Source organism: Prochlorococcus marinus str. MIT 9107 (assembly GCF_000759855.1).
Lineage (GTDB): Bacteria > Cyanobacteriota > Cyanobacteriia > PCC-6307 > Cyanobiaceae > Prochlorococcus_A > Prochlorococcus_A marinus_N.
Window position 1 is genome coordinate 143,561 of the sequence record NZ_JNAI01000006.1, and the last position, 23,664, is coordinate 167,224.

Sequence of the window (23,664 nt, forward strand, 5' to 3'; positions counted from 1 at the left end):
GTTCATTAGAGAGAAGAAGAAGCCAAAAAATTCGCTAAAAATAAAATTCAGCCATTCAAAAGGCACCTCCCGCAGGCATCAAGGTTAAGTCTTCGATTAACTGTGATTCTGGTTGTTGAGCCATATAAAGGATAGTATTTGAAACCTCGTTTGATGAGAGCATAGAGGTTCTATCAAAATCAGAATTAATTGATTCGGAGTCCCAAAGAGGAGTATTTACTGAACCTAGAGTAATTGTGCATGCTCTGATTGAATTAGATCTCTCCTCCTCCCTCAAGCATTTTGTAAACATGGTGAGTGCAGATTTCGAAATACAATATGCTCCCCATTGGGGGAAAGCATTATAAGACGCATGGCTACTAACATTTATTACTAAACCACCATTTTTTCTCATTTGAGGAACAATTGAGCCGCAAATTTGAAAAACACTTGTGAGGTTTATTTGAATAGTTTGTTCCCATTGTCTCAAATCCATTTCAACTAAGGGGCTATTAAATGCACAACCAGCATTATTTATCAAGACTGAAGGGCACCCATATTTCTCAATTGCTTCTTTAACACAATGTTCTATTTCTGAAGAATTAGATAAATCGCATTTAACTAGACTAATTTTTGATTTAGTAGCCAATAATTCACCCTTGAGTTTATCCATTAAATCAATATTTCTGGAAAGTAAAATCAAATCCCAGCCAGCATTCGCAAAAGTAATTGCGGTAGATCTACCAATACCTTTAGTAGCACCTGTTATAAAAGCTAGTTTCAATTTATTCAGTTTTTTGGGGAATTTCACTGTAAATCTCTTCAATATTATTTGCTTCGATAAATTTACCTAAAACCCTAAATTTTTTATATCTTTCCTCAATTAGTTCATCTTTACTCATTTTTAATAAAGCATTAAGGTGTTTCTCAATAGCCCCCTTTAGTGTATTGCCAGCGTCTAAAGGAGCCCAATTGTTTCCCCCAGAAGGCTCTGGTAAAACTTCATCTATTATCCCCAATTTAAGTAGATCTTTACCTGTAATTTTTAGTGCTGATGCTGCTTCTGAGGCCTTTGCCGCATCTCTCCACAAAATTGATGCACATGCTTCTGGACTGGCAACTGTATAAACACTATGTTCAAACATTAATAACCTATCTGCGACACCTATTCCGAGTGCGCCTCCAGAACCACCTTCTCCAATGACAGTAGCAACTATAGGAACTTTCAATCCAAACATTTCCCTCAAGTTTCTTGCTATCGCTTCTCCTTGTCCTTGCTCTTCGGCGGTTAAACCAGCATAGGCTCCAGGAGTATCAATAAATGTAAGAATTGGCAAGGAAAATCTATCAGCATGCTGCATTAATCTAAGAGCTTTTCTGTACCCTCCTGGTTTGGCCATCCCAAAGTTTCTTACTACATTTTCTTTCGTATCTCTTCCTTTCTGATGCCCTAACATCAAGACTGGACGATTATTTATAGAACCTATCCCTCCAATTAGTGCCATATCATCGCCACCATTTCTATCTCCATGTAACTCAATCCAGTCATCACAGAACATTTGAACAAAGTCCAAAGTACTTGGTCTTTGGGGATGTCTTGCTACTTGAATCTTTTGCGCAGGTGTTAGTGATTTGAATATTTCTTCTCTTCTCCTGGCAGCTAAGGTTTCAAGCTGCAGAAGCTGTTGACTAACATCCACTTCTGAATCTCGAGCTAATTCTTTAATTTGCTCTATTTGTTTCTCCAGTTCAACAAGAGGCTTTTCAAAATCAAGAAGGTAGCGTTTAGCCATAATTTAAACAGTTAGTACTTTAGGCTGCTTATCAAGTCCAATCGCAGAAAAACCATGTTTCAATGAGGCTGCTCCAATAAATTCCATTTTTTCAAGAGAAATGTTATTTCTTCCCCAGCTAAAGTTGGTATGACACTTTTCAAATTCTAAAATCATAGCTTCTGCAAAGCAAGCAAACATCTCTCTCTGAGGGTTTTGCATTTCTGCTAGTTCCATCATATTCCATCCGATATCATTAAAAAACTCTACGATACCTCCTTTTAAAACATGAATATTTTCACCCTGAAATTTCTCATCAAGATTTTTAGGGTATCCACCGTCAATCATTAAACATGGTTTTTTAAAATTATAAGTATCAATTTCAATAGTTTTAGGCATGCTTGCAACCCATACAACGATATCAGCCAGAGGTAATGCCTCATCTAAACTTTTTATAGTGCCGCCATCTAATTCTTTTTGCAACTGAGCTAATGGTTCTCGTTGTCTGGCTACCATAAGAAGTTCTGAGATACCAGTTTTATTGATAAGCCATCTACAAACAGCACTTCCAATATCCCCTGTAGCACCAATTACAGCAACAGTTGCGGTTTTGAGGTCTATCCCTATGCGAGGAGCATTTATTTCTAGTTGTTTACAAATAACCCAAGCGGTATGAGTATTGCCAGTAGTAAACCTTTCCCACTCTAATGAAGTATTTCTAATTTGTTTATGCTGAAGGAGATTGAAATTCTCGAATATTATAGAAGTAAATCCCCCTAAAGCAGTAATATTAATCCCTTTTTTCTGAGCTAGTTCCATAGCATTTAATACTTTTCTTCTCGCCGTTTTAAACCTAGAAAGCATTTCAGGGACAAAGCAGGAATCTATATAAGAACCTTCAATAGATATTCCAGTAGCACTCTTAACTTCTACATTTTCAACCAACTGAGGAGGCGCTGTACACCAAACATCCAGGTCACCATCTGCAATATGATCGAAGCCTAGTAATGAAGCTTTTCTTTTTGCATCTTCAAAACTAGTTGAGTGGCCTATTAACCCAAACATTGAAAATTTATTAATAGTTTTTTATACAATGTTATGAACAATAGCACAGAGAAACGTACTTAATTAGAAATGATTAATTATCTTAGAATGCTTAATTAAGGAAAAATATAATTAAACAATTGCTGCCATAGCCATTCTGGCAATTTCTCTATTATCTAATCCCATTTCTAATAGTGCATCTTGATAAGCGATCATAAACTCTTCCATCAACTCTTCTTTGTCCATAGATAGAGTTGCAGCATCTTCGGCGACTTGATCAAGCATTTTTTTTATTAATGGTAAATTTACTTTATTGGCTGCTATTAATTCATCTTTACAAGTATGCAGATTTTCTTTAAGCCATTTCTCACCATAATTTAAATGCAAATACTCATCATTTACAACACCTTGAGTAATTTTTTTTGCGAATGGATCAGCAACTCTTATATACACGTGATAAGCAGAAATAGCAAAAGCTTCGATTAAAATGGCTTGAATAAGAAGACAAGTAGTTAGGTTCCCATCTTTTAAAGCTATCTGGAAATTACCATGTAACTTTGAAAAGAATTCCTTAGCAAAAGGCATATCTGCTTCGACACCTAAATTCTTACCACATGCAGTAAAACCTCTTTTATGTTTAAGCTCCATTTTTGCCAGTTTGGTCAATTCTTCCGAATCATTGGGTAAAAGAGTGGCTATAGAAATATAGTTGTCGTAAGCTTCCTGTTCGCCTTCTATAACAATTGCATTTATTCTGCTATAAGCATCTTTGTAAGCATCCGTGGTGAAATCAGGCAGATTTGCTGTTTCATTATCAGCTGATCCTTCTAATTGGATGTTTTTATTAGATTCTAGAGTTTGCATGAAAGTAATTTTTAGCTCATTATGCATGAATATTACATGATTATAGTGAGTTTATTTAAATATCATGAAAATAGTTTCAATTGTAAAGTCACATTTTTTTATTTAGAAATATTTTAATTTAAATTTGGCCAATCAGATTTCATTAGATTCATTATCAATTTAAACCAATGGTTAATCAATAATTCCTTTAAATCTTTCCCTAAGGACTCATTTGCCCCTCTGCTATCACCAATAACACCAGATTTACTCAAGTCATTAGTAAGCCAAGCAGTTGGAGCATTTCCCTCTAAACTCCAACCCTCTGGGATTTCTCCTTTAGTGCCTTCATGTGGACGTTCATCCCCTACTAATTCTGGTTTTAAAGCAAGCATCAAACTTGTCTCAGCTAAGGAAGCATGAAGTCCATGCTCGATCTCAGCTTTTGATAACAATTCACTTAATCCATCAACACCACTCCAAAGAAAACAAGGGAAAACTGCCATCCCAGGGGCAAAACTTCTTAACTCTCTTGCAGCTGTATTTAATAATGAGATTTGACCTCCATGTCCATTAATCAATATCAGTCTTTTAAAACCCATTTCAGATAATTGTCCTCCTACTTCTTTAATCATGGAAGTTATTAAATTTGAGGAAAGGGAAATTGTCCCAGCAAAACCCTTATGTTCTGGAGAAAAACCTATATATTGAGTTGGAAGTATTTTTAAGGGAATCTCAGAAGAGAATAATTTAAGAACTTCGATAATGATTTCCTCAACAAAAATACTATCTGTAGCAAGAGGCAAATGCGGCCCATGTTGCTCAACGGCGCCAAATGGCCAAATCACTGTTGATCTTTTTTCTTCTGCAATACTTTCAATTTCTTGCCAATTTAAATATTCAAATTTATTAGGTATTGGTTTAAAGTTCATTAATTTTATTTTTGAGTACTAACATTTAGAGTATGTTAATAATTAATTATCCTTATTTTACCTACGATGGGAGTAAGTAATAAAAATGCCCCAAATAATAACCAAAAAGAGGGCAATAAAAAAGATTTAAAGAAACCTCTCCAGGTTATTCACATAAGCAAAAAAGATACTGAAAAAAAATCTCCAGAGATACAAAATGAGAAAACTAATTCGCAAGAAAAAATTAAAAACGAAACTATCGCAATCAAGCCTCAATTAATCAAAGATAAATCAGTAAAAGAAATTGAGAACAACAATGCAATCCTAAAAAATTTAGATGTTTCTCAGAAAGATTTAAGTAATCCACTAGATTTTTCTGCACAAAACACAGGCTTTGAATTAGAAAGAGTAGTTGACGAATTCGATTTTGATGAGAGTGCATTTTTGGAGGCTTTAAATGCAAATGAGCCCATAGGGTCTGAAGGAGAGACGATTTCAGGGAAAGTTATAGCAATCGAAAGTGATGGTCTATATGTTGACATTGGAGGGAAAGCTCCTGGTTTTATGCCAAAAAAAGAATGCGGGTTAGGTGTGATAACAAACTTTAAGGAGAAATTTTCTATCGGGCTTGAAATGGAAGTTTTGGTGATCAAGGAACAAAATGCAGATGGGATGGTAACAGTAAGTGCTAGAGCATTAATTCTTAGACAAAGTTGGGAGAAAGTTTCAAGTTCTGCAAAAAATGGAGAATTAATTGACGTCTTAATTAATGGATTTAATAGAGGCGGGCTTACATGCGATGTAGATGGATTGAGAGGATTCATCCCAAGATCACAACTTGAAGACGGTCAAGATCATCAATCTTTTGTTGGAAAAAATATAAAAGTAGCGTATCTGGAGGTGAATCCAGAAACCAGAAAATTAGTTCTATCTGAAAAGAAGGCATCATTAGTCTCTAAAATTACAAGTCTAAAATTGGGTCAATTAATTGAAGGAAAAGTTTTAGCGACAAAACCATATGGCTTTTTTATTGATTTAGGTGGAGCTAGTGGACTTCTTCATCAATCCTCAATAACAAATGGATCGATTCGTACTTTGCGAGAAATTTTTCAAGAAGGAGAAACAATAAAAGCTCTAATATCTGAAATTGACCTCGAAAAAGGTCGCATTGGTCTCAATACAGCACTCCTAGAAAACTCTGCTGGAGAATTAATTATTGATAAGCAAAAAGTCATGCAAGAAGCGACAGAGAGAGCACTAAAAACCAAAGCACTCTTCGATAAAAAAGAACAAGATAAATGAACATCAATCAAAAAATGGAACCAAGTCTTGAATTAAAAATTTCAGATTGGGAGTTAGACTTTTACTCAAGACCAATTATTGAATCAAATCAAAAAAAAAGGTGGGAGTTAATTATTTGTTCTACAAGAAATTATAAAACAGAAGATATTTTTCTTTGGAATAAAAAATGCCCTGCCAATGAAGTTAATTCAGTATGGCTTACAAAGGCACTAAATGAAGCAATAAGTGAAGCAAAAAAACAAGGGTGGGCGAAACCTTCAATAGTTCGATTCTGGAGGTCGTCAATGAAATCGATCATTAAGAAATCTCTGGAAGCCTTAAGTATTGAAGCTCTTATAAGTAGAAGAACTTACGATTTATTCGATAGAATCGAATTTCTTGAAAAAGAGATTTATCCAAAGGAAAAAGGTTATGTAAGAGGGATACTAGCTCCTACTTTTACTTCCAAAATGGAAAACTCCCCTACACCTCTACCAGAAGCAGTGAGGGGTGATGCTTTAACTATCTCTGAAATATCAATTGGTGAACTAAAATCAGCAGAAAATTGGCCTATGGAATTTGGAGATATTTTCCCAATTCAGCAAGATTTGAATAATAATAACTTAGTTCCAGGATTAAGACTTTTTAGTAAAGATAGATCATTAGCACTTTCTGCATGGTTCAGTTGTTTAGAACCTATTAAATTAACTATAAGTAAGAACCAACTCATTCTTGAAGCTTCAGAAGACGATAAGTGGCTAGTAACAGATTTGCCAGAAAAAGATGCAAACATTTTAAGCACGAAGTTTTTAGAGAATAAAAAAAATTCTTTTGGTTATCAATTTATTTCCATACAGTCAACGCCATACGTCGAAAAATTTGCAGGATTCTGGATCCTGAGAGATATTGAATTAATTTCATAAATTTAGTTTAGGAGCAGGAACTATTCCTTACAAAGAAATATATTTCTCAAAAGCTGAAATTTTCATTCAAAACAAAAAATTTGAGTATTATTCATCACCTATCCTTAGTCAAAATAATTTCAAACATGCATACTTTACTAATTCTAGCTCTGAGAAATTTCTTCAATTATTAGGTAATCACTTTAATGAAAATTACATAAATTGTATTTCCAATCAAATTCACAGTAATGTGATTGTGTTTGGATCACATTCGCAAGAAGGTATCAAGATCGATGCAGATGGTCTTTTTGGTAATAAATGCAATCAAAACTTATGGGTTTACACAGCTGATTGCATGCCAATATTTTTTGCAGATAAAAGGACAAGAAATGTAGCAGCCTTGCATTGTGGAAGAAAAGGTTTAGAAAAAAAAATAATAAAAAATCTGGTTAAAATTTACGATAATTTTGGGACATCTAGAGATGACTTACTTGTCGCAATAGGACCAGCGATTTCGAAGGAACATTATCTAGTTGATAAAATAACACTCAAAGAATTTTATAGAAATGCCGAAAACAAAAAAATAACGAACAATTTGCCTAAAACTGAAAAAGATCTTTGTTTTAGTGATTCAAATCACTTCAAAGATCAAAACTTAAATCAACTTGATCTTAAAAGATCTGCCTATAGACAACTTTTAAATGAGAACATCCCTAATACAAATATAGACATCTCAAATTTATGCACATACAAATTAAAAAATGAATTTAATTCCTGGAGAAGAAGCAAAACAATCTCGAGGCAATGGAATTTTATTTGCTCATATAAATAGTTAACTTGGACAAATTTCACTAGTTAACTCTTTAGCGACTAATAATTCAGTCATCTCCTTAGTTCCTTTAATATTAAAAACTTTGGCTAACAAAACATTCTCTTTGAAACCAAAAGGTTTTATTTTCACTTTGCTTCCTCTTGGGAATTCACTCTTAAGTAAATTAGTTGCTTCTAGTTCATCATTTTCATTTACATCTACACAAAATAATCCAAGAGTTAAATTCCTATTTTGATCCCCCACCAAAATAGTATTTGAACTTTTAATTTGAAGAATTTCAGCCGAGTTACCTATTACTGGATTGAGAACAATTAAGCAGACTAAAATTAAAATTTTTGATAATTTTTTCAATTCGCAAATATCTAAGTTTTTAAATTATCTTAAAGTTAATTTTTTAAAATGACGAATTAAAAAAAATTAGTCTTCACAATTAACATATCCAACCATTTGAGCATTACTTTTACCAGGAGGAACCATTGGATAACAATTTTCACTTCTTCTGACAAGGATATTAATCAAGGCAGGACCGTCATGATCAAGCGCATTTTTTAATTCATTCTGTAATTGTTTTCTATCAGAAATTAAGTATCCTTTAACTCCAAAAGACTCAGCAAGTTTTACAAAATCAGGTTCACCACAACTCATGTCAGATGAGGAATATCTTTCATCGTAGAAACTTTCCTGCCATTGTCTTACCATCCCTTGCCAACGATTATTTATAATGAGCAATTTCACCTTAAAACCATATTGAGATAAAGTTCCTAATTCTTGAATATTCATTAAGACACTTGCATCTCCTGCAATACAAATTACATCTGAATTAGGTAAGGCTGCTTTTACTCCAATTGCCGCTGGCAAACCAAAACCCATAGTTCCTAAGCCCGCACTACTAATCCATTTCCTTGGAGAATTCCTAAGATATTGAGCAGCCCACATCTGATGTTGTCCTACATCTGTAGTTACATAAGATTCTGGGGCAAGTTCCCTAACTTTCAAAAGAACTTCCTGAGGATAAATTTCTCCTTCTTTAGGCGGGTCATATAAAGGGTGTTTATTTTTCCAAAAATCAATTTTTTCTAACCAGTTCTTCGTCTGACAAGGAAATTTATTATTGAGAAATTTTTGATTAATTTTGTGGACGCCTTTTGAAACGTCAGAGACAATTGCAACATCTACGCGTCTATTTTTATTAATTTCTGCTGGGTCAATATCTATATGAATCACCTTTGCATTAGGTGCAAAAGTATCTAATTTTCCTGTCACCCTATCATCGAATCTAGCTCCAATAACAATTAAAAGATCGCATTCTGTAACAGCAAAGTTTGCGTAAGCAGTTCCGTGCATTCCTAACATCCCTACTGATAAATTGTCTTTTTCATCAAAAGCGCCCTTCCCCATTAAGGTTGTAGTAACTGGTATTTGATAATTCTTTGCCAAAGTTCTTATTTCATCATGAGCCCCTGAAGATATTGCCCCACCTCCTACGTATAGAAGAGGTTTTTCAGAATCTTCTATTAATTTAATTGCTTTATTGATGTCGCAATCATTAATATCACCATTTCTTTTAAATCCTTTAGGAATAATCTCACCAGGCAAAACTCTTTTGTAATTAAAGAACTCTTGACCTACATCTTTGGGTATATCGATTAAAACAGGGCCAGGTCTTCCAGAAGAGGCTATAAAAAAAGCTTCAGAAACTACTTTCGCGATATCTGAAGGATCTCTTATTACCCATGAATGTTTCACTATTGGAAGAGTTATACCAAAAATATCAGTTTCTTGAAAAGCGTCTGTCCCAATAGCAGGTCTTGGGACTTGACCTGTAACTACAACTAGGGGGACTGAATCCATTTGAGCAGTTGCAATTCCAGTTACCAAATTTGTAGCACCTGGACCTGAAGTCCCAAAACATACTCCTACTTCACCAGTAGATCTTGCATATCCATCAGCTGCATGTGAACCACCTTGCTCATGCCTTACCATAAAATGTTTTAACCATCCATCTTGTTCTGCCTTATGAACAGCGTCGTATATTGGGAGTATGGCTCCTCCAGGATATCCAAATATAACTTTTACCCCATGAATTTTTAAAGAATCCATTAGTGCATCAGCACCATTAATCCAAACTGGATTTTCATTTTTTGAACTACCCTTTGAAAAGGATCTCGAAGTAAGAGTCACTAAAGAAATTCAATATTTAATATAAATATTAAACTTAATTAAATACTTTTGCCTCATTTAGAAATGTAATGTCAGAAATGTATTCAAAAAAAATCTTTCAATAAATTTGAAATTTTCTAATAAATATCAATTACTCTTTATAAAATGCCTAGCTTATGTAAAGGTCCAGAGCCTGAAATGAGTTCAATAAAAAGCACAAGAAAAATAATCATTGCAACCCTTCCATTCCACACCTCTGAACTATTATTCCAACCCCATTGCCATTTCTCTTGGGGATAAAGTTTAACCTTTTCAGGCAACTTAGAAGCCTCCTCTATGTTAACCAGAGGTCCTTCCATGCAGGAAATCACTAGATCACTAAGTCCTTCAATAAAAGTAGGATGAGTATTTAGAGCCTTAACTCTCCGAAAGTTTTTAATACCAGCCTGCTCAGCAATTTCTTTATATTCAATATCAATTTCTTGCAATGTTTCGATATGCTCTCCAACGAAACTTATGGGAACCACAATCAAGTCATTAACATTTGACTTTCCAAGATCAGCCAACACTTCTTCTGTGTAAGGTTTCAACCATTCAACAGGGCCAACTCTACTTTGATAAGAAAGTGTATAAGGATTAGTATGCCCTAAAAATTTTTCTAGCTCATTTATTATTAATAAAGAACAATCTTCAATTTGCTGTTTGTAAGGATCTCCAGCTTCCTCTACGTAACTCTTAGGAACTCCATGAGCAGTAAAAAATATATGAGCTTTTGAAGGTGATTCACAAAGTGAAATTTGTTCAGAAATTAATTCGACCATTGACTTTAAATAACCTGATTGACTGAACCAACTCCTTACACATCTCATTGGAATCTTCTTAAATTCATCATCAGAATCTCGCAATTTTTTTAATTCTCTAAAGCTCGAACCACTAGTGCTTATGGAAAAATGTGGATACAAAGGTATTACAATAACTTGATCTATACCATCTGCTTTCATATCAGCAATTGCTGATTCTGTAAAAGGATGCCAATACCTCATGGCGATATAGGTAGTAGCATTAAACCCTTTGTCCCTTAATTTAGATTGCAATTCTCTTGCTTGTTGTTCAGTTATCCTTCTTATAGGTGAACCTCCACCTATAGAAAGATAGGCCTGTTGTGAAGTAGTACTCCTTAGCGTACTAATTAACCAAGCAAGGGGCTTTTGAAAAGCAGGGAAAGGAGTCCTGATTATTTCTGGATCAGAAAAAAGATTGTATAAGAATGGGCCAACATCACTAATGCGTTCAGGCCCTCCTAAATTCATTAGTAAGACGCCTATTTTATCCATTTAAAATTTATGGAGATTGAAAATCAAGATTAAAAACGTCATCATATGGTCAATTATATAAGTAAATGAACGTAATTCAGGAAATTAATAATGTCAATGATAAATTTGCTACTCAAGGCAGCAAGCTTAAAATTGAGAAAAGAGGAGAGAAATTAAATATTCGTGGTTCACTACCATCAAAAGAAGATAAAAATAACTTTAAAATTCAAAGAATATCTCTAGGTTTAAAGGCTGATATTTCTGGATTAGAGGAGGCCAAAAAAAAATTACAATTAATCAATTTGCAATTGGAATTGAATCAATTTGATTGGATTAATTGGATAGGCAGCCCTTTTAAAAAGGGAATTAAAGATGGTTTTGAATTCCCAAAAAGATTAAATCAATTTGAGGAATTTTTTTTTAAAGAAAACAAAAGTGATTTTCGAAGCAGCACTAGAAAAACTAATTGGAGAAGCTCTTACAAACCATATATGAAAAGAATCTTAAATATTTACAATGATCATGAGAATGTAGCTTTAGAAAAGATATTCCAAAAAACACTTGAAAGTTATAAGGAAGGTAGCAGAAGTAGGAAACAATGCGCTACTTCTCTAAGTGTTTTGGCTAAGTTTCTGGACATTAAATTACCAGAAGATTGGAAATTAAATTCTAGAGGATATGGTCTTAACAAAGCAGGATTTAGGGATCTCCCCACAGACGAGTTGATTGAAAAACTTTGGGAGAAAATACCAAACAAATCTTGGAAATTTGTTTTTGGTTTGATGGCTACATATGGACTAAGGAATCATGAAGTATTTTTTTGTGATTTAAATTCTCTTACAAACTATGGAGACAAAATTATAAGAGTTTTACCTACCACTAAAACAGGGGAACATCAAGTTTGGCCATTCCATCCTGAATGGGTAGAAATGTTCGAATTATCAAAACTTGGAGAAAATCCAGAACTACTCCCCAATATTAATAGAGACCTTAAAACTACAACCTTGCAGAATATTGGAAAAAAAATTACAGATCAGTTTAAGCGTTACTCTTTACAGATAAAACCTTATGATCTAAGGCATGCTTGGGCAGTAAGAACAATTTTTTATGATTTACCTGATACTGTGGCTGCCAGAATGATGGGACATTCGGTTAGTTTACATACTCAAACTTATCACCACTGGATTACTAAAAGAGATCAACAAAAGGCAGTAAATAATGCACTTTTAAAAGTTAAAAGAGCTAAAAATATTTAAAGATTTATAATTATTAAATAAAAATTAGGGGCATATGCAAGAAAAACCTACATCTTCCGAGAAAATATTTAACCTTGATAATCAAGCAAATAAGCTTGGAATGGGAGGAAAATTATCAACGGATAGCGATGAGAGCTCATATAAAAAAAGAATGCAGCAAAGAAAAGATATTCAAGCCGAAAGACTACAAATTAGAAAAACAAAAAAAGGATTATTGATTGTTTTTACAGGGAATGGCAAGGGCAAGACAACTGCATCTTTAGGTATGGCTTTAAGAACAATAGGTCATGGCTATAAAGTGGCAATAATTCAATTTATCAAAGGAGGCTGGACCACTGGAGAAGAAAAAGCACTTAAAAATTTGTCTTCAAACATATCTTGGCATTCATTAGGAGAAGGATTTACTTGGGAAACACAAGACAGATTAAGAGATGAAAAATTAGTTCAAGAAGCATGGCAACTAGCAAAAAAATACATAAAGAACGAATCTTATAAACTTATCATTCTTGATGAAATTAATATTGCTACAAAACTTGGTTATCTTGCACCAGAAGATATAATCACTTTTTTAAAAAGCTTAAATAATAGAAAAAATCATATTGTTTTAACTGGAAGAGGAGCATCTGATTCAATTATCAATTACGCTGATCTAGTTACAGAAATGAAACTTATAAGACATCCTTTTAAAGAACAAGGAATAAAAGCACAAAAGTGTGTTGAATTTTAGTTAAAGCAAATTATTATTTAAATTTTATTGAGGCAGGTTTAGAAATGTTTAAAGACGCAAGCAATATCTGAACAAAAAATCAATTTGGTGCATTTACTTGCTAAGGTCTTAAAAGTACAATTATTGAATGACTTACAAAAGAGTACTCTTAAAACTTAGTGGTGAAGCACTAATGGGTGAAAAACCTTATGGTATTGATCCTGCTATAGTTCAGTCAATTGCAGAGGATGTTTCAAAAGTAGTCGAAAAAAATATACAACTTGCAATAGTTGTTGGGGGTGGGAATATTTTTAGGGGGCTTAAAGGGTCTGCAGATGGAATGGATAGAGCGACGGCAGATTATGTTGGGATGCTCGCAACAGTAATGAATGCTATTTCACTTCAAGATGGTCTCGAGAGAGTAGGAGTTGCAACCAGAGTTCAAACTGCAATAGAAATGCAAGAGATTGCAGAACCCTATATCAGAAGAAGAGCTATGAGACACCTTGAAAAAGGTAGAGTTGTAGTCTTCGGAGGTGGATGCGGAAATCCGTTTTTCACAACTGACACTACTGCGGCTCTTAGGGCAGCGGAGATAAATGCTGAAGTTGTTATGAAGGCTACCAAAGTTGATGGAGTATATAATTGTGATCCTAATAAATTTAAAGATGCAAAAAAATATTCCTCTCTTAGTTATCAACAAGTTCTTAGTGATGAAATCGCAGTAATGGATAGTACTGCAATTGCTCTATGCAAAGATAACAATATCCCTATTATGGTATTTGATATATTCAAAAAAGGTAACATCTCTAAAGCTGTTGCTGGGGATTCTATAGGTTCATTAATTAGTTAAAGCTTAATTAAATTTTTTTATTATGAAAGAACAAGAAATTCAAGAAAATATGAATAAAAGTATTGAAGCCACACAAAGAAACTTTAATACAATTAGGACAGGCAGAGCTAATGCTTCCCTGTTAGACAGAGTAAGTGTTGAGTACTACGGAGCAGAAACACCAATCAAATCGCTTGCCACTATAAGCACTGTTGATTCGCAAACAATTTCAATACAACCTTTCGATATTTCATGTTTACAAGCGATAGAGAAATCTATTTCCATGAGTGATTTAGGTATTACTCCAAATAATGATGGGAAAGTAATAAGAATAAATGTTCCTCCTTTAACAGAAGAAAGAAGAAAAGAATTTTGTAAATTAGCCTCTAAATATGCTGAGGAAGGAAAAGTAGCTTTGAGAAATATCAGAAGAGATGCTGTTGATAAAGAAAAAAAAGACGAAAAAGATGGCCTTATTTCTATTGACGAATCGAGAGATAATCAATCTGAAATTCAGAAAATTACTGATAAATATATTGCCTTAATAGAAACTAAATTGTCTGAAAAAGAAAAGGAAATTCTAAAAGTTTGACAGGATTTGACGTTGTAATAATTGGTGGAGGTTTATCAGGATCTTCCACAGCTCTTAACCTATCAAAGAAAGGATATTCTGTTTTAATTATTGAAAAAGATAATTTCCAAGATTACAAACCATGTGCAGGAGGGATGGCATCTTCAATGCAAAGATTTCTTCCTTTAAATATAAAAGATTCCATAGAATCAAAAATTAAGAATGTTGAATTCAGATGGAAGGCTGCAGATAATGTGACTGCTGATCTGACTGGTGAGTCCCCATTTTGGATTATTAAAAGAGAGAAGCTTGATCAATTATTACTTGATGAGTCCTTGAGTAATGGAGCTCAGATAATGAGACCATTACTGATAGAAAAAATCATAAAAAAAAATGATAAATGGGAAATTACTTGCAATAACAAAATAAAATATATTACAGAATTTCTTGTGATTGCAGATGGGTCCCAATCGAAATGGGCGAGTTATTTCAATTTAGGGCCAAGAAAACCGAAATTTGCGAACACAATCTCATTAAGATTGAAAGGGTTAGGTAAAATACCTAGAGATGCAGTTAGATTTGAGTTTGGATTTATAAAATATGGTTTCGCATGGGCGTTTCCCCTAAGAGAAAGCTTAAATATTGGTTTAGGTACTTTTATAAATAATAGTCTCCTAGAAAATCAGGCTATAAATAAGCAAGTAATCAGAAGCTTCGGTTTTGAAGATTTTCCTCATAAAACAATTAGTAAGAAACTGAGAATATGGAATGGCTTCCACTCAATTAATGGTGACAAAGTTTTAGCGGTTGGAGATGCAGCATCTCTATGTGATCCATTTTTAGCTGAAGGAATTAGACCATCTTTAATTAGCAGTTTTTATGCTGCAGAATACATAGATCAGTACTTATCAGGAAAAGTAAATGATTTAGATCTTTATACAAAAAAAATTAACAATATTTGGGGGAAATCTATGGCTTGGGGGCGGAGAATAGCCCAGGTATTTTATAGATTTCCTAGAACTGGATACCAATTAGGTGTTAAAAGAAAAACAGCCCCTAAACGTATTGCTCAAATATTATCAGGAGAAATGAGTTATGAAGATATTGCGAAAAGAGTTATTAGAAGACTTTTAACAAGAAGTGGGGCTTAATTCTTTTTCAATTCAAACTTAAAATTAGTTAGCAGAAATCAATTTATGATTTTTAATTTCTGAATATCTCTTAAGTAACAGCTCTTCCAATTCTTCTATAGCCTTACTGAATCCAGTGATACCTTCACTAAGCTTTTCACTTGCCATTTGATCTTCTAACATACTTAATCTGAAATCTTTTTCTTCAAATTCGTAGTCAATAGAATTATTTATTTGAGTACTTACATCTAATTTTCTAACTAACTCTCCTTTCTCTTTTTTCAGTTCCTCAAGAAATTTTGGTGCGATTGTTAAAAGATCGCAACCTGCTAATTCTTTTATTTCATCAATATTTCTAAAACTCGCTCCCATTACTTCTGTCTTGAATCCCTTTTCTTTAAAGTACTTGTATATTTGTGTAACCGAAATAACACCAGGATCTTCAGAACCAACAAAACTAGTTTTACCAGTTTTGGCTTTATGCCAATCCAATATACGGCCAACGAACGGAGAAATTAGAGTTATCTTTGCATTGGCACAAGTTACCGCTTGGCAGAAGTTAAAAAGTAAAGTTAAGTTGCACTTAATACCCTCTTTTTCCAAAATTTCAGCTGCCTTAATTCCCTCCCAAGTTGCAGCAATCTTAATCAAAATTCTTTCCTTTTCAATTCCAAAATTTTTGTAAAGATTAATCAATTTTCTCGCTTTTTCTACCGTAGCTGCGGTGTCAAAGCTCAGTCTTGCATCAACTTCTGTAGATACGCGCCCTGAAATAATTTTCAATATTTCTTTTCCAAAAGATACTGAAACTTGGTCAACAGTTTCTTTAATTAATTCAATTTCGGAGAATCCTTGGGACAGTGAATTTTCTGAACTTTCTAAAGCTCTATCAATTAATTTCACATAATCAGGATTCTTGGCAGCAGCAAGTATTAGCGATGGATTGGTTGTGGCGTCCCTTGGTTGAAACTTTTTTATCGAATCTAAATCTCCAGTATCAGCAACAACAACAGTCATAGAAGACAATTGGTCTAAGATTGATTTCATATCCAAATAATCATAATTATATTTATAAACTAGCTTCAAATACTAATGAAATCATCAAATAATTAACTAAATATTTATAAATTTGAAAAACTTTAGGGTTTTTTAACAATCATTTTATGATCTTTCACCTGAGGAGGTATTTTTTCAATTACGATCAAGCTCTCAATAATTTCTTTCGCAACTGGGACTGCGACTGTTGAACCATATGCATATGATTTAGATGGCTCATCTATAACTACAAGGACAACATATTTTGGATCATTAACTGGTAAGGTCGCGACAAAACTGCAAACTTTTTTACTTGTGTAAGAACCATTTAAAGCCTTTTGAGATGTTCCTGTTTTTCCAGCAATTCTGTAACCCTCAATTTTCACTCCAGATCCACTACCGTCATCAACTACACTCTCCATCCACTCAAGAACAGTTTGAGAGACCTCATATGAAAAAAATTGTTTTTTTGAATTTTTATTTACTCTCTCTTTAAAAGTTGAGGTCACATGAGGAGTCACTTCAAAACCTCCATTAGCAATAGCCGCATGAAGTTGAACCAATTTAAGTGGCGAGATTGAGAACCCTTTCCCAAAGGAAGCCACAGCAGGTTCAATTGGTTGATTGACAAATAAATCTTTGCTCTTTAATTGACCTGCAGTGGATTCATATAAGTCAGTCTCTAAGTTTTTATTAACGCCTAAATTTTTTAACCAATCCCAATAAATTGTAGGATCTAAATTTTGCATTATTTTTACCATCGCTACATTACTTGAAACCTGCAAAACTTTTGGATAATCAATGTATCCATGACCTTTTTCATCCCAATTAGAAAGTGTCCACCCTCCAACATTAATCTTTCCAATATCTTCAACTAAGCCATCTTTTTGGATTACTTTTTCTTCTAACGCCAAGGCAAGATTAATGGGTTTAAAAGTTGAACCAGGCTCAAATAAATCTTGAGAATACCAACCCTTGAATAGTTCAGAATCATACTGCCAAAATTTATTTGGATCATAGGAAGGAACTGTCACCAAAGAGATAATCTGACCATTATTTACGTCCATAACTATTGCGAATCCCTTTTTTGCCCTCCATTGATTTACTTGCTTTGATAAAGCATTGAATGACGCTTTCTGTAATTTTGAATCTATTGTCAAACCTAAACTCTTGTAATCAGAAATAAAATCTCCAGGAGCAGAATTATCAGGTAAAGGGGTTCCATCTCCTCCCCTTTTTATAAAATTACTTTTATTAAGTACTTTAATACGATTTTCTAAATGAAGCTCTAAACCAGCTGAACCTTTATTTTCATCATTTACAAATCCAACAAGGTTAGAATAAATCTTGCCTTGTGGGTAATATCTTTGCGAATATTTAAACAAATCAAGTCCGCTTATTTGAAGATTCTTAATCTTTTGAGCTTTTTCTTCAGAAATTTTATCTAAAAGCTTTATACCTCTCATATTGTTATTAAATTTTTCCAAGAGAATTTCATCTCTAATATCCAAGATAGGTGATAATTTTTTTACAACTTCTTTAATACTGCGAACTTTTTTAATTGAATCACCAGGAAAATTAAAATGCTTTGGATGGGCCCATAATTTATAGAGTGGTTTATCATAAGCAATCAATCTTTTATTTCTGTCTACAATTGATCTCCTTTTTTTCAAAGACTCTGTTTTCGAAGATTGTATTAACCTTGCTTTCCTTTGCAAATTTGAGGCGTTAAAGACTTGCAATTTAACTAACCTACCAAACAAACTAAATATGATTATCAAACTAAAAATATAAAGCAACTTAAATCTCCTTTGATCAAGGGGGGCAATACGAACAATTTTTTTATATTTTTTCATTAATATCCTCTTTGATATTTGCTATCACTAAAACCTTCAATGAAGCTTTTAAAATTTTTATTAAATAAACTTTCTTTTTTTTCTGCAATTTTATCTAGATAGATTAAATCTTTAGGTTTAGTTTTTTTATATTTATTTAGAGACTCAAGTTCACTTATATAATATTGCTCAAGTGTAGAAATATAATCAATTAGATTATTATTGATTGCTATCGTTTTAGATAAAGTTTTATATGTATTTGACCATTTCCTTTGACTATCAAAAGATAAGAAAAATAAGGTAAAGATTAATATCACAAGAGAGATATTAATGGTGTTAAATATTTGATGTATTAGTAAAGATATTTTTTCAGGTTTTTTTTGACTTTGATATGGAACTTTTTTTTTAAAAATTAAATTGATTCCCATCAGGTTTCATTTATGATTTAATTGTAAAATGAAAGAAGTGTTATTAGTTAAATAAGCACCTTTTAGTTTGATTCGCAAGTAATAAATTTAAATTATTTATGTTCTCAATAAGAACAAATTCAAAAATGTCAACCCATTCCACAAAGTATGCATAGTGACTGAAGAAAGCAAACTCCCTGAAGCAATACGTGTAATTCCTAGTCCTATACCAAGAACAAATAATGGCAGCATTTCTCCCAAACTTAAATGAGCCAAAGCGAATATAAATGCTGAAACTATGATGCCCAAAATTATTCCAAAATCTCTTGAAAGAGTGGGCAGTAAAATACCTCGAAATATAATCTCTTCAAATAAAGGAGCAATGAGAGTTGTAGTAACAAATAAAAGAATAAATGATAAGTAATTATTATTATTAAGAACAATTTCCAGCAAAGGGTTACTACCATTCTGGGTCTCAATAAGACTATTCATAATTAGAGAAACCAATAAGACAAAAGGAACTATGGTTAACCAACCCTTAATTCCTTGAATAATTGCATCTTTTATTGGCAAGAAATTAAACTGAAAATAATCTTGCTTTAAAATAAATTCACCATTTAAAGATTTAATTTGATAATAAACTATCAACAATGGTGGAGTAGCCATAAAAAGATATCCAAAAAATATTTTTAGAGATTGAGATAACTCATTCGAGATATTTTTAGAAAATAGTTCAACTAAACTTATAGAAAATAAAGGAGATACAACTTCTCCCAAAACAACGAATCCACCTCCAATTAACAAGACCATATCTATTAACTCTAAGTCTAAGGGTTTAATTTCTTTCCACCCAAATTTTTTCAAAGATATAACTTTCCATAATGTTTTTAAAGCCAGAATTGACCCAATCAATATAGTTAAAAGTGGTATTAATCTGATGGCTATTATTTTTAAAAACATTTTGCTTGAAAATGATTTTGTTATTATTGAACTATCATCAAAATCAAATTTCTTGCTTAAAAGGTGATATATAAATCTATCATCTTTTAATAAATCAAATTTATCAAAATTTGCTTTATAAGAATTATTATTGGATTTTTTTTCTATTTCATCAATTAATAAATTATAGTTTTCATTTTCAAAATCTTTAAATATGTTTTTATCAGTTTTATATTGATTTGAATTTGAAGAAATTATCTGAATTAATTTATTTCTTTCTGTCATTTCATTAAATGCAACCTTAGATAAAGCATCATTTATTTCATCAACCGGATCATTTATGATAAAAAATTTTTGAAGATTTGTTGGTATTGATTGGCTAGCTAATTCAACAATTTCATATTCTTTTTGACTTATATCAAATGAAACAGATGGTCTACTCAAACTGTCTCTCAAACCTTGTTGCCATACGAAGAAAGTTATGACTAAAGAAACTAAAGCCAAAGAAAGTTTTGTCTTAGAAATATTTTTAAAGGTCATAATTTATTATAAAGTTGAAAACTATAGTTAGTTATCATTGAAATTTCTTATTATTGATATACCTATTTTTATCACGCCATGAGATGATTAAATTATCATCATTCTCAAATTCATATAATGACTATAAGATTAGTTTTGGTTAGACATGGACTAAGTAGTTTCAATTCAAAAGGATTAATTCAAGGTAGAACAGATGATTCATTATTAACTAAAGAAGGATACGAACAAGCCCTCAAAGCAGGCAAAGCATTATCAAATATTGATTTTGAAAATATCTATTCTTCCCCTCTTGTGAGAGCCGCAGAAACTGCAAAAACAATAAAAAAGAGCTTTAATAAAGAACAAGATATTATCTTTGACAAGAATTTATTAGAAGTAGACCTTAGTCAATGGTCTGGTTTAAAAATTGATGAAATAAAAAACAAATTTCCAGAAATTTACCCTATATGGAAAAATGATCCAGAGAATCTAATTTTAAGAAGAAATAAAAATGATAACTATAAGCCAATTCAAGAGTTATTTGATCAAGCAAATAATTTTATAGAAGATATTTTAAAAATTTATTTAGAAAAAGATGATGTCAATATTTTAGTAGTTGGACATAATGCGATTCTAAGATGTTTAATCCTTTTATTATTGGGAAGGCCTAACAAAGGTTTTAGGAAAATAAGATTAGAGAATGCTTCTTTCTCAATTCTCAATATCTCGAATCATAATAATTCTATTAAGACCCAAATTGAATGCTTAAATCAAACGTCCCATCTTAATAAAAATATTCCTATTCAAATTGGAGATTCAAGAATATTTCTCATAAGACATGGTGAAACAACTTGGAACAAAGAAGGCAGATTCCAAGGCCAAATTGATATTCCTTTAAACTCCAATGGAAAAGATCAGGCAAGGAAGACTTTTGAATATTTGAGAAATATTTCTTTCAACAAGGCATTTTCAAGTTCAATGCAAAGACCTTACGAGACAGCACAAATAATTCTTCAAAAGAACAAAGGTTTAAAGATAGAAAAAATAAATTCACTTGTAGAAATAAGCCACGGATTATGGGAGGGTAAACTAGAAGCAGAGATTAGAGAAAAGTGGCCTATTTTACTTGAAAATTGGCATGAAAAACCTGAAGAAGTAATCATGCCTGAAGGAGAATCTATTAAAGATGTTTCAGAAAGGTCCATAGAAGCTTTTAACAAAATCTGTTTGTCTCAAAAAAATAATGATCTCACTCTCGTAGTAGCTCACGATGCAGTAAATAAAACTCTTATTTGCAATATTCTAGGCATGAATCATTCAAATATCTGGATGATTAAACAAGGAAATGGTGGCATAACTGTGATTGACCTCTTCAATGATCCCAGTAAAAGTCCTGTGATTAGCGCTCTAAACATTACAACACACTTGGGAGGGATAATTGATTCAACGGCTTCCGGGGCACTTTAAATAAAAACATTTTTGAAAACAAATAATGTCATCAAGTCTGAGTAAGAAATAGGTCTTTATTTATGGAAAAAGCCAACCTTATTAAGAGGCCAAAATCTTAAATAAGCTTTCCCAATAATCTCCTTTTTATGAAGAAATTTACTTCCAGGCCAATATCTTCCATCCCAGCTATTTGACCTATTATCGCCTAAAACTAAAAAATGATCTTTGGGGACTTTTTGATTTTCAAATGAACCACATCTATTAAAAAAGGAAGATGAACACTTATAAGATACATAAGGTTCAGGAATTAATTTATTATTTATTATTACTTCACCTTTATTATTAATACTAACCATTTCCCCAGGGAGTGCCACTATTCTCTTAATATATGCATCGCAAGCTTGATCCCTTAAACCAGGAATAAAGGACATTGGAGGAAAACTCATAAAAAAACAATATCTTTTATTTGGTAAAGCATTAGATCTTGACGAAATTAGTTTTTCATCAAATGAGTAAGGAGATTTAAAAACGACAATATCTCCTCTTTTTGGCAAAGAGTTCTTTATAGAGAATTTTTCAACAATTAACCTATCATTTATTTGTAATTCCGGGAGCATAGAACCAGAGGGAATATAACGAGGTTCTGCGAAATATGATCTACAAGACGAAACAAAAAAAGTCAAAAAAATTAGTAGACCCCATTCTTTTATAAAACTTTTAATAGAAGCATGCATCAATTTTTAAAAGAGTAGATTTTTTAATTTATATAAATTGTTTAGCATATTCAATTTCTTTAAATCCTAATATTACTTTTTTTTCTTCGTAAATCAAAAATGGTCTTTTTATTAATTTGCCATCACTTAATAAAAGTTTAATAATTTTTTCCCTCGATAAACCATAAATATCGATATTAAGAGATTTAAAGGCTTTACCTCTCGTATTGAAAATCCTTTTTTTATCTGCAGAGTATTGTTCTAAAGCTAGATTTAAATAATTAAATGGAGGGGGTTCTTTTACAATATCAATTAAATGGTATTCGAAATCTTTTTTATCAAGCCACTTTGCCGCTTTTCGGCAAGTAGAGCATTTTAAATAACTATAAAAAATTATTTTTTTCAATTTACTTTACTAATGGCTGACTTCTTGAGAACTTTAAAGTTTTTCTTTTTTAGGGGTATACAATTTTTCAATAAATTTTCAATTACATCAAAGTCCCTCCAACCATCAATTTGAACTGTTCGTCCATCAAGTCCTTTACTAGTTCTAAAAAATTCAGCAACATCCTCAAGCTGATTAGGAGCAATTTGATTGATACTGACTATATTAGCCTGTCTAGGATTAGCCATCGGCACACATAAAAGTTTCCCGTCATATGCACCACAATCATGCATATCCAAAACTCCAATAGGTCTAGCTTTTATTAGACAACCAGCAAACGTAGGCTCATCCATTATCACCATTGCATCAAGAGGAGCTCCATCATCAGCTAGTGTATTTGGTATAAAGCCATAATCAAAGGGGTACCTTACTGAAGAATGTAATACTCTATCTAATGCCATTATTCCTGCTTCAGAGCAATATTCATATTTATTCCTACTTCCTGCAGGTATTTCAACAACTATATTTACGATTCCCTTCATTGGAGATGGAGGTATGGAACTAAGATCCATCTTTTTTAAAATCTTTATTAAAAATTACCTCGCTTCCTTGAGAGAAAGGTCTTCCAATTAAAATACTGATTGAAGGTAATAAAAATGTCAAAAAAGCAAAAATAATACCTACAGATGTTATTGATAAACTCCTTATACTTAAGGGGTCATCATCATCTGTTTCAAAATCACTTTGAGCAAAACCAAGAGAAGATTCTTCGCTTAATTTACTTTTTATAAAGTGCTTTGATTTCGTATAACTCAAGAACTCTTAATTGGTAAAGGTTAAGGAGATAATTGAA

The 23,664-nt window shown here is 32.4% G+C and carries 25 protein-coding genes; 9 read left to right on the plus strand and 16 right to left on the minus strand.

The features are described 5' to 3' along the window. Positions 1 to 55 precede the first annotated feature (55 nt). The 5 genes from EU92_RS05090 to EU92_RS05070 all read right to left on the minus strand — a co-directional run bounded on the left by EU92_RS05090 (position 56) and on the right by EU92_RS05070 (position 4,567). Positions 56 to 790 carry an SDR family oxidoreductase gene (locus EU92_RS05090; RefSeq protein WP_032513894.1) on the minus strand — a complete coding sequence of 245 codons (735 nt, stop codon included), beginning with the start codon at positions 788 to 790 and terminating at the stop codon, positions 56 to 58. After that, a complete protein-coding gene (locus EU92_RS05085; RefSeq protein ID WP_032513895.1) occupies positions 765 to 1,772 on the minus strand; it encodes an acetyl-CoA carboxylase carboxyltransferase subunit alpha in 1,008 nt (335 codons plus the stop codon). The genes EU92_RS05090 and EU92_RS05085 overlap by 26 nt, the downstream gene beginning before the upstream one ends. A gap of 3 nt (positions 1,773 to 1,775) precedes the next feature. Beyond that, a complete protein-coding gene (locus tag EU92_RS05080; RefSeq protein WP_032513896.1) occupies positions 1,776 to 2,816 on the minus strand; it encodes a long-chain acyl-[acyl-carrier-protein] reductase in 1,041 nt (346 codons plus the stop codon). A 111-nt stretch (positions 2,817 to 2,927) separates the two neighbouring features. Beyond that, a complete protein-coding gene (locus tag EU92_RS05075) occupies positions 2,928 to 3,659 on the minus strand; it encodes an aldehyde oxygenase (deformylating) (protein WP_032513973.1) in 732 nt (243 codons plus the stop codon). Between the two features lie 113 nt (positions 3,660 to 3,772). Next, entirely contained in the window at positions 3,773 to 4,567 is a 795-nt protein-coding gene (locus tag EU92_RS05070) for a creatininase family protein (protein WP_032513897.1), read from the minus strand. Positions 4,568 to 4,633: 66 nt separating this feature from the next. Here EU92_RS05070 and EU92_RS05065 point away from each other — a divergent pair, with 66 nt between their 5' ends. The 3 genes from EU92_RS05065 to pgeF all read left to right on the plus strand — a co-directional run bounded on the left by EU92_RS05065 (position 4,634) and on the right by pgeF (position 7,561). Continuing rightward, positions 4,634 to 5,848 carry a S1 RNA-binding domain-containing protein gene (locus EU92_RS05065; protein ID WP_032523545.1) on the plus strand — a complete coding sequence of 405 codons (1,215 nt, stop codon included), beginning with the start codon at positions 4,634 to 4,636 and terminating at the stop codon, positions 5,846 to 5,848. Beyond that, complete coding sequence (locus EU92_RS05060) at positions 5,845 to 6,750, plus strand: Tab2 family RNA-binding protein (protein WP_032513899.1); 906 nt, start codon at positions 5,845 to 5,847, stop codon at positions 6,748 to 6,750. The genes EU92_RS05065 and EU92_RS05060 overlap by 4 nt, the downstream gene beginning before the upstream one ends. Before the next feature lie 100 nt (positions 6,751 to 6,850). Beyond that, positions 6,851 to 7,561 carry a peptidoglycan editing factor PgeF gene (gene pgeF / locus EU92_RS09495; RefSeq protein WP_241432563.1) on the plus strand — a complete coding sequence of 237 codons (711 nt, stop codon included), beginning with the start codon at positions 6,851 to 6,853 and terminating at the stop codon, positions 7,559 to 7,561. On the opposite strand, the gene EU92_RS05050 is transcribed toward pgeF, so the two are convergent. The 3 genes from EU92_RS05050 to hemH form a co-directional block, all read right to left on the minus strand. Then, entirely contained in the window at positions 7,562 to 7,912 is a 351-nt protein-coding gene (locus tag EU92_RS05050; protein ID WP_032513900.1) for a hypothetical protein, read from the minus strand. Between the two features lie 66 nt (positions 7,913 to 7,978). Further along, the gene (gene ilvB / locus EU92_RS05045) at positions 7,979 to 9,742 is read right to left on the minus strand and encodes a biosynthetic-type acetolactate synthase large subunit (RefSeq protein WP_032513901.1); all 1,764 of its coding nucleotides are present in this window, start codon (positions 9,740 to 9,742) and stop codon (positions 7,979 to 7,981) included. Positions 9,743 to 9,879: 137 nt separating this feature from the next. Next, positions 9,880 to 11,055 (minus strand): ferrochelatase, encoded by a 1,176-nt coding sequence (gene hemH / locus EU92_RS05040; RefSeq protein WP_032513902.1) that lies wholly within the window; start codon positions 11,053 to 11,055, stop codon positions 9,880 to 9,882. A gap of 65 nt (positions 11,056 to 11,120) precedes the next feature. Here hemH and EU92_RS05035 point away from each other — a divergent pair, with 65 nt between their 5' ends. From EU92_RS05035 to EU92_RS05015, 5 genes are all read left to right on the plus strand, one after another. Continuing rightward, positions 11,121 to 12,290: a site-specific integrase gene (locus EU92_RS05035; protein WP_032513903.1), complete on the plus strand. Its 1,170-nt coding sequence runs from the start codon at positions 11,121 to 11,123 to the stop codon at positions 12,288 to 12,290. A 34-nt stretch (positions 12,291 to 12,324) separates the two neighbouring features. Beyond that, positions 12,325 to 13,017 (plus strand): cob(I)yrinic acid a,c-diamide adenosyltransferase, encoded by a 693-nt coding sequence (cobO, locus tag EU92_RS05030; RefSeq protein ID WP_032523546.1) that lies wholly within the window; start codon positions 12,325 to 12,327, stop codon positions 13,015 to 13,017. Between the two features lie 127 nt (positions 13,018 to 13,144). Next, complete coding sequence (gene pyrH, locus EU92_RS05025; RefSeq protein ID WP_032513906.1) at positions 13,145 to 13,849, plus strand: UMP kinase; 705 nt, start codon at positions 13,145 to 13,147, stop codon at positions 13,847 to 13,849. Positions 13,850 to 13,871: 22 nt separating this feature from the next. Beyond that, positions 13,872 to 14,420, plus strand: coding sequence for a ribosome recycling factor (gene frr / locus EU92_RS05020; protein WP_025954016.1), 549 nt, complete (start codon positions 13,872 to 13,874; stop codon positions 14,418 to 14,420). After that, positions 14,417 to 15,550: an NAD(P)/FAD-dependent oxidoreductase gene (locus EU92_RS05015; RefSeq protein WP_032513907.1), complete on the plus strand. Its 1,134-nt coding sequence runs from the start codon at positions 14,417 to 14,419 to the stop codon at positions 15,548 to 15,550. Before frr ends, EU92_RS05015 begins: the two co-directional genes overlap by 4 nt. Positions 15,551 to 15,574: 24 nt before the next feature. On the opposite strand, the gene tal is transcribed toward EU92_RS05015, so the two are convergent. The 4 genes from tal to EU92_RS04995 all read right to left on the minus strand — a co-directional run bounded on the left by tal (position 15,575) and on the right by EU92_RS04995 (position 20,285). Further along, the gene (tal, locus tag EU92_RS05010; RefSeq protein ID WP_032513908.1) at positions 15,575 to 16,576 is read right to left on the minus strand and encodes a transaldolase; all 1,002 of its coding nucleotides are present in this window, start codon (positions 16,574 to 16,576) and stop codon (positions 15,575 to 15,577) included. A 92-nt stretch (positions 16,577 to 16,668) separates the two neighbouring features. After that, positions 16,669 to 18,420 (minus strand): peptidoglycan D,D-transpeptidase FtsI family protein, encoded by a 1,752-nt coding sequence (locus tag EU92_RS05005; protein WP_032513909.1) that lies wholly within the window; start codon positions 18,418 to 18,420, stop codon positions 16,669 to 16,671. Beyond that, positions 18,420 to 18,827: a hypothetical protein gene (locus EU92_RS05000; RefSeq protein WP_158457723.1), complete on the minus strand. Its 408-nt coding sequence runs from the start codon at positions 18,825 to 18,827 to the stop codon at positions 18,420 to 18,422. Before EU92_RS05000 ends, EU92_RS05005 begins: the two co-directional genes overlap by 1 nt. Positions 18,828 to 18,923: 96 nt before the next feature. Next, entirely contained in the window at positions 18,924 to 20,285 is a 1,362-nt protein-coding gene (locus EU92_RS04995) for a CPBP family intramembrane glutamic endopeptidase (protein ID WP_032513910.1), read from the minus strand. Between the two features lie 117 nt (positions 20,286 to 20,402). Between EU92_RS04995 and EU92_RS04990 the strand changes: the two genes are divergently transcribed. Further along, positions 20,403 to 21,731, plus strand: coding sequence for a histidine phosphatase family protein (locus EU92_RS04990; RefSeq protein WP_032513911.1), 1,329 nt, complete (start codon positions 20,403 to 20,405; stop codon positions 21,729 to 21,731). Between the two features lie 56 nt (positions 21,732 to 21,787). Here EU92_RS04990 and lepB read toward each other — a convergent pair whose 3' ends face one another. Genes lepB through EU92_RS04970 form a run of 4 tightly spaced genes read right to left on the minus strand, consistent with a single transcriptional unit; the run spans position 21,788 to position 23,627 of the window. Beyond that, a complete protein-coding gene (gene lepB / locus EU92_RS04985; protein WP_032513912.1) occupies positions 21,788 to 22,447 on the minus strand; it encodes a signal peptidase I in 660 nt (219 codons plus the stop codon). Between the two features lie 28 nt (positions 22,448 to 22,475). Beyond that, complete coding sequence (locus EU92_RS04980; protein ID WP_032513914.1) at positions 22,476 to 22,832, minus strand: Spx/MgsR family RNA polymerase-binding regulatory protein; 357 nt, start codon at positions 22,830 to 22,832, stop codon at positions 22,476 to 22,478. Next, complete coding sequence (locus EU92_RS04975; RefSeq protein WP_032513915.1) at positions 22,829 to 23,383, minus strand: inorganic diphosphatase; 555 nt, start codon at positions 23,381 to 23,383, stop codon at positions 22,829 to 22,831. The genes EU92_RS04980 and EU92_RS04975 overlap by 4 nt, the downstream gene beginning before the upstream one ends. Further along, a complete protein-coding gene (locus EU92_RS04970) occupies positions 23,373 to 23,627 on the minus strand; it encodes a hypothetical protein (protein ID WP_032513916.1) in 255 nt (84 codons plus the stop codon). Before EU92_RS04970 ends, EU92_RS04975 begins: the two co-directional genes overlap by 11 nt. Between the last annotated feature and the right edge of the window lie 37 nt (positions 23,628 to 23,664).

Bases quoted from the DNA above. Each gene is read 5' to 3' on its own strand.
- pyrH (WP_032513906.1), top strand. From the start codon at position 13,145: ATGACTTACAAAAGAGTACTCTTAAAACTTAGTGGTGAAGCACTAATG.
- EU92_RS04975 (WP_032513915.1), bottom strand. From the start codon at position 23,383: ATGGATCTTAGTTCCATACCTCCATCTCCAATGAAGGGAATCGTAAAT.
- EU92_RS05035 (WP_032513903.1), top strand. From the start codon at position 11,121: ATGAACGTAATTCAGGAAATTAATAATGTCAATGATAAATTTGCTACT.
- EU92_RS05075 (WP_032513973.1), bottom strand. From the start codon at position 3,659: ATGCAAACTCTAGAATCTAATAAAAACATCCAATTAGAAGGATCAGCT.
- hemH (WP_032513902.1), bottom strand. From the start codon at position 11,055: ATGGATAAAATAGGCGTCTTACTAATGAATTTAGGAGGGCCTGAACGC.
- EU92_RS05000 (WP_158457723.1), bottom strand. From the start codon at position 18,827: ATGGGAATCAATTTAATTTTTAAAAAAAAAGTTCCATATCAAAGTCAA.
- EU92_RS04995 (WP_032513910.1), bottom strand. From the start codon at position 20,285: ATGACCTTTAAAAATATTTCTAAGACAAAACTTTCTTTGGCTTTAGTT.
- EU92_RS05060 (WP_032513899.1), top strand. From the start codon at position 5,845: ATGAACATCAATCAAAAAATGGAACCAAGTCTTGAATTAAAAATTTCA.
- frr (WP_025954016.1), top strand. From the start codon at position 13,872: ATGAAAGAACAAGAAATTCAAGAAAATATGAATAAAAGTATTGAAGCC.
- EU92_RS05070 (WP_032513897.1), bottom strand. From the start codon at position 4,567: ATGAACTTTAAACCAATACCTAATAAATTTGAATATTTAAATTGGCAA.
- EU92_RS04990 (WP_032513911.1), top strand. From the start codon at position 20,403: ATGACTATAAGATTAGTTTTGGTTAGACATGGACTAAGTAGTTTCAAT.
- EU92_RS05065 (WP_032523545.1), top strand. From the start codon at position 4,634: ATGGGAGTAAGTAATAAAAATGCCCCAAATAATAACCAAAAAGAGGGC.
- EU92_RS05085 (WP_032513895.1), bottom strand. From the start codon at position 1,772: ATGGCTAAACGCTACCTTCTTGATTTTGAAAAGCCTCTTGTTGAACTG.
- cobO (WP_032523546.1), top strand. From the start codon at position 12,325: ATGCAAGAAAAACCTACATCTTCCGAGAAAATATTTAACCTTGATAAT.
- lepB (WP_032513912.1), bottom strand. From the start codon at position 22,447: ATGCATGCTTCTATTAAAAGTTTTATAAAAGAATGGGGTCTACTAATT.
- EU92_RS05005 (WP_032513909.1), bottom strand. From the start codon at position 18,420: ATGAAAAAATATAAAAAAATTGTTCGTATTGCCCCCCTTGATCAAAGG.
- tal (WP_032513908.1), bottom strand. From the start codon at position 16,576: ATGAAATCAATCTTAGACCAATTGTCTTCTATGACTGTTGTTGTTGCT.
- EU92_RS05080 (WP_032513896.1), bottom strand. From the start codon at position 2,816: ATGTTTGGGTTAATAGGCCACTCAACTAGTTTTGAAGATGCAAAAAGA.